This window comes from Achromobacter sp. (genome assembly GCF_036567245.1).
Classification (GTDB): Bacteria; Pseudomonadota; Gammaproteobacteria; order Burkholderiales; family Burkholderiaceae_B; genus Achromobacter.
In genome coordinates this window covers 1-5,660 of the sequence record NZ_DATCUY010000207.1, presented here as the reverse complement: position 1 = coordinate 5,660, position 5,660 = coordinate 1, and the positions used below count along the sequence as shown (strand labels likewise).

General features: G+C 68.7%; 6 protein-coding genes. All 6 read left to right on the top strand.

The genetic code is table 11. The annotated features are described in order from the left end of the window. On the top strand, positions 1-731 hold a 731-nt coding region (locus VIR09_RS09015; RefSeq protein ID WP_332012556.1), incomplete at its 5' end, for an acetate--CoA ligase family protein. Between the two features lie 36 nt (positions 732-767). After that, entirely contained in the window at positions 768-1,736 is a 969-nt protein-coding gene (locus tag VIR09_RS09010) for a tripartite tricarboxylate transporter substrate binding protein (protein ID WP_332012555.1), read from the top strand. Between the two features lie 4 nt (positions 1,737-1,740). Then, complete coding sequence (locus VIR09_RS09005) at positions 1,741-2,928, top strand: acyl-CoA dehydrogenase family protein (protein WP_332012554.1); 1,188 nt, start codon at positions 1,741-1,743, stop codon at positions 2,926-2,928. A gap of 5 nt (positions 2,929-2,933) precedes the next feature. After that, on the top strand, positions 2,934-3,974 hold the full coding sequence (locus VIR09_RS09000) for an acyl-CoA dehydrogenase family protein (RefSeq protein WP_332012553.1): 1,041 nt from the start codon (positions 2,934-2,936) through the stop codon (positions 3,972-3,974). A gap of 33 nt (positions 3,975-4,007) precedes the next feature. Then, a complete protein-coding gene (locus tag VIR09_RS08995) occupies positions 4,008-4,778 on the top strand; it encodes a spermidine synthase (protein WP_332012552.1) in 771 nt (256 codons plus the stop codon). Positions 4,779-4,941: 163 nt separating this feature from the next. Beyond that, a partial coding sequence (locus VIR09_RS08990; protein ID WP_332012551.1) for a GntR family transcriptional regulator occupies positions 4,942-5,660 on the top strand: 719 nt, incomplete at its 3' end.

Below are 5,660 nucleotides of genomic sequence, written 5' to 3'. Positions count from 1 at the left end.
GGTGCGAGGCGCGCGGCGCCAAGCGCATCGCGGCGCAGCCGCGGCTGGCAGCGGCCGCGGTCCCGGCCTTGCCCTGCAATGAAGCCGATGCGCGCGAGTACGTGGCCGCATTTGGCCTGCCGCAGGCGCGGGTGAGCGCGGCGGTCAACGCGGAAGAAGCGGTGACGCAGGCCAAGGCCGCTGGTTATCCGGTGGCACTGAAGATACTGAGCGCCGACATCGCGCACAAGACCGAGGCGGGCGGCGTCGCGTTGAACCTCGCCAACGACGAGGCCGTGCGCCGCGCTCATGGCGAGGTAACGCGGGCGGCGGCCGCGGCGCAGCCAAACGCGCGCATCGACGGCGCGATGGTGCAGAAGATGGAACGCGGCGTGGCCGAGATCATCGTCGGCGCCACGCGCGATCCCGTCTTCGGCCCGGTATTGACCGTGGGCCTGGGCGGCGTGCTGACCGAGCTGTACCAGGACACCAGCCACCGCCTGCTGCCGGTGGACGAGGACATCGCGCTGCAAATGCTGCAGGAACTCAAGGCCTACGCACTGCTGGACGGCTACCGCGGCAAGCCCCGGGCCGACGTGGCGGCCGCGTGCAGCAGCATCGTGGCGGTGGGCAATGCCCTGCTTGCCGCGCCCGCGCACGTGGCGGAAATCGAAGTCAATCCATTGCTGATCAAAGAGGCAGGACAGGGCGTTGCGGTACTGGACGCGCTGATCTTGCCCGCAACCCCGTAGCGCCACGCGCGCAACGTATCCCAGGAGGAGACAAGCATGATGAAGAAACTATTGGCCGGCGTCGCGCTGGCTTGCATGGGTGTCACGGGCCAGGCGATGGCCCAGGGCAGCTATCCCAACCGCCCGATACGCATCGTGGTGCCGTTCTCGCCGGGCGGCGCGACCGACATCATGAGCCGCCTGCTGGCGGAAAAGCTCAGCGGCAAGCTGGGCCAGCCGGTGATCGTGGAGAACAAGCCGGGCGGCGGCACCATGATCGCGTCCGACTACGTGTCGCGCGCCGAGCCTGACGGCTATACCTTGCTGATGGCGGCCTCGTCGCTGGGCATCGCGCCCAGCATCTACGCCAAGGTGAACTACGACCCGATCAAGGACTTCGCGCCCATCAGCCAGGTGGCCTCGGTGGTGCACGTGCTGGAGGTGCATCCTTCGGTTCCGGCCAAGAACGTGGGCGAGCTGATCGCCTACCTGAAGGCGAATCCGGGCAAGGTCAGCTACGGTTCGGTCGGCACCGGCAGCTCCACCCATCTGGAAGCCGAACTCTTCAACAGCATGGCGGGCGTGCAGATGACGCACATCCCGTACAAGGGCAGCGCGCCGGCGCTCAACGATCTGGTGGCGGGCAGGCTGCAAGTCATGTTCGACGCCTGGGCCTCGTCCGGCCCCTTCGTCAAGGACGGCAAGCTGCGCGTGCTGGCGGTGACCACCGCCCACCCCTCGGCCTCGGTGCCGGACCTGCCGACGGTGGCGGCCTCGGGCCTGCCGGGCTATTCGGCCATGCCGTGGCTGGGCCTGGTGGCGCCGGCGCGCACGCCGCAGCCGGTGGTCGACAAGATCTACAGCAACCTGGCGCAGATCCTGCAGCAGCCCGACGTCAAGGCGCAGTTCACGGGACTGGGGCTGGACATCATCGGCAGCGATCCCAAGACTTTCGCCGCCTTCATCCGCCAGGACGTGAGCACCTGGGCCAAGGTCGCGCGCGATTCGAACATCCGCCTGGAGTGATGGCATGACGCAGTTGGAAAGCGCCGCGCGGGATGACGAGGCGTTCCGCCTGGACCTGCGCGGCTGGCTGGCATCGGCCTACGCCCGTTTTGCGCAGGACTGGCCGGGCAGGGCCGATCCGCGCAATCTGGATTTCCGGCGCGCATGGGAGGACACCCTGTGCGCCAACGGCTGGTCCGGACTGGGCTGGCCCAAGGAGCATGGGGGCCGCGCGCTGCCGCTGTCGCGGCAGGCGGTGTTCCACGAAGAGCACGCGCGCTGCGGCGCGCCGCTGGGCGTGAACCTGATCGGGCACGGCATCCTGGCGCCGACCTTGCTGCATTTCGGCACCGAGGCGCAAAAGCGCCGTTTCCTGCCCGGCATCCTGTCGAACCGCGAAGTCTGGTGCCAGGGCTATTCGGAGCCGGGCGCCGGCTCCGACCTGGCGTCGGTGCGCACGCGGGCCGAGGCCGCGCCCGGCGGCTACCGTTTGAACGGCCACAAGATCTGGACCTCGTTCGCCGACCGCGCGCAGTGGTGCTTCGTGCTGGCGCGCACCGATCCGCAGGCGGCCAAGCACCGGGGCCTGAGTTTCCTGCTGGTCGACATGCGCAGCCCCGGCGTGCGGGTCGAGCCCATCCGGCAGATCACGGGCGAGGCCGAATTCTGCGAAGTGTTCTTCGAGGACGTGTTGGTGCCCGAGGACGGTCTGCTGGGTGAGCCGAACCAGGGTTGGAAGATCGCCATGGCCGCGGCCAGTTTCGAGCGCGGCACCTACTTCATCCCGCGGCTGGTGCGCTTCGCGCAGGAGTTGAGCCAGGTGCGCGAACTGGCGCTGCGCGCCGACGCCCATGGCCACGTGGCGGCGTCTTCGGCCGCGGTGCGCCATCAATGGGCGCGGCTGGCGGCCGACAGCCATGTGCTGGCGCTGAAATCGCAGCGCGCGCTGACGGGCGCGATGCGCGGCGATCCGCCGGGACCCGAAGGCTCGTCCACCAAGATCCATTGGAGCGAAGCGCATCAGCGCTTGCTGGAGCTGTCGCTGCAATTGCTGGGCGAGGACGCCTGTCTGGCGGACGACGCACCCGACGCGCATGCCGCCGAACTGACGCACGCCTATCTGTGGTCGCGCGCCGAGACCATACTGGCCGGCACCTCTGAAATCCAGCGCAATATCATCGCCGAGCAGATGCTCGGCCTGCCCAAGGCTTGAACCTCATGGATCTGCATCCGACCGAAGACCAGCGCATGCTGGACGACGCGGCCCGGCGCTTTCTGGCCGACCGCCATCCGCCTGCCACGGCCCGTGCCGCCGCCGGCAAGCCCCATGCAGCGCGCCTGGCTCAGTGGCGTGAAATCGCCGCCCAAGGTTGGCCCGCCTTGCTGGCGCCGGCCGCGCAAGACGGGCTGGGACTGGGCATGCGCGAAGCCTGGGTCGTGGCGGAAGCCGCCGGGCGGCACCTGCTGAGCTTGCCGCTGGCGGCCAACATGGTGGTGCTGCCGACCTTGTGCGCGGCGGGCGTGACGGGGTGGGCCGCGCAATGGGCGGGCGCCGTGATGGCGGGCGATACCTATTTCGCCGACGCCGCCATGCGTCCCGACGGCTCGGCCTTTATCGAAGGCGCGGGCGAGGGTGTGCGGGCCCTGGCAGCGCGGCGCCTGAGCGCCACCGCCTTGCGGCTGGAGTTGCAGGCGCCCGCGTCCGGTTCCGCCGGACTCGATCCGACCATGCCCGTGGCGCGCGTGGTTCGCCCGCAGGTGTTGGAGAGCGCCGAACTGGAGGTCAAGGCTGGAACCTGGGAGCGGCTGCGCACGCGGCTGCGTCTGCTGCGTTCGGCCGAACTGCTGGGTGCGGCGTCGGCCGCGCTTGAGATGGCTGCGGCGCATGCGCGCGAACGCCGCCAGTTCGACCGCGCCATCGGCGCCAACCAGGCGATCAAGCACCGCCTGGCCGACGATTGGATGGCCCTGGACGACGCCAGGCTGGCGGGCATCGCGGCGGTTGCGGCCCATGACGCGGGCGCCGCGTCGGCGGAGCGCGACAGCCTGTACGCGCCCTTGCTGGCGGTGGAAGCCGGCAGGCGCGCGGCGCAGAACGCCATCCAGGTCCATGGCGCCCTGGGCGTGACCTGGGAGTGCGATGCGCATCTGTACCTGAAGCGCGTGCTGCGCCTGGCGGCCGGCCTGCAGGCGGAAGTGTCGCGCACGGAACTGCTGGAGCGCATCTGGGAGAGCGGGGACGGCAGGCGGGCTGCCTGACGCGGAGGCGGCGTCCGACCTACAATCGCCGCCATGCACAAATCGAACTTTCCTTCCGAGCTGGATCAGCCGACCCTGTCCGAGGTGGACGGCGTCCGCTATCTGCACTTCAACACCGTCTGGGTCCAGGGCGCCATGCGCATCAAGAACCCATCGGAGCTGGTGCTTGAATACACCGCCCAGATGATGGCCTGGCTGCTGTTCCTGGAACCGCCCAAGGACGAGGCCATCGGCATGCTGGGTCTGGGCGCAGGCTCGCTGGCGCGCTTTTGCGTGAAGCACACGCGCAGCCCGCTGCTGGCGGTGGAATGGAACCCGCGCGTGACGGCGGCCTGCCACATGTTCTTCCGCCTGCCCGGATCCAACCGGCTGGAGGTCGAACATACCGACGCGGGCGCCTGGGTGGCCGATCCGCTCAACGCAGGGCGCTGTCCGGTGCTGATGGTCGACTTGTACGATGCCTCTGCCGAGGGGCCGGTGCGCGACAGCGTGAAGTTCTACCGCGATTGCCGCCGCGTGCTGGGCGAGGTCGGCGTGCTGGCCGTGAACCTGTTCGGCCGCCACGAGAGCTTCGGCAAGAACATCGACAACCTCTCCAAGGCCTTCGACGACCGGATCGTGCTGCTGCCCGAAGTCGAAGCCGGCAACCAGATCGTGCTGGCGTTCTCCGGACCGCGCCTGGCCGTTACGCCCGCCGAATTGCTGGCCCGGGCCGAGGTGGTGGAGGCCAAGTACGGCCTGCCGGCGCGCCGCTGGGCCCGCTCGCTGACGCGCCACGCGGTGGATGGGGTACTGCACTTCTGACGTCCTGTCCTGCCGGAGAGCCCGCAAGGCGGACGAAGCTTTGGGGCGTTTTTTTCTCTTAGGGTAGCTACCGAGGCGGGAGGGGTTTTCTTTTTCCCGCATCCGGCTTTATCATGGCCTTATTCATAATTATGAATTACGGTGCCGTTCACGCCGCTGACCCATGACCCTACCGATCGTCCGGCAAGCCCTATACCTGGAAGTCGCGGATCGCCTGCGCGGCATGATCCACGCGCGCTCGCTGCGCAACGGCGAATGGATCGACGAACTGCGTCTGGCGGGCGAGCTGGGCATATCCCGTACTCCCTTGCGCGAGGCGCTCAAGGTGCTGGCCACTGAAGGGCTGGTGCGGCTGGAGCCGCGCCGCGGTTGTTTCGTCAATGAGCTCTCGGCGCAAGACCTGGAAGACATCTTCCCGCTGATGGCCATGCTGGAAGGGCGCTGCGCCTTCGAGGCCGCGCGCAAGGCCAGCGACGCGCAGCTGGCCGAGCTGGAACCGCTGCACGCGGCGCTGGCGGGCCACGCCAAGGCTGGCCGCATCGACGCCTACTACAAGACCAATTACCTGATCCACGAAGCGGTGCAGGCGCTGGCTGGCAATCAATGGTTGTCGGACACGGTCGGCAATCTGCGCAAGGTGCTGAGCCTGTCGCGTCACCGCAGTCTGTCCCAGCCTGGTCGTATCCAGGAATCCTGCGCCGAGCACCTGGCCATATTCGAGGCGCTCAAGGCGCATGACTGCGAGGCCGCGCAAGTGCTTGCGCACAACCATCTGATGCGGCAGCTGGAAGCGCTGCGCGCATTGAGCCATGCGGACGTCGCCGACGCGGCGCCGTCCGATCCCATCGTCATCGAGGAGCCCGCCCATGTCCGCACCCGCCA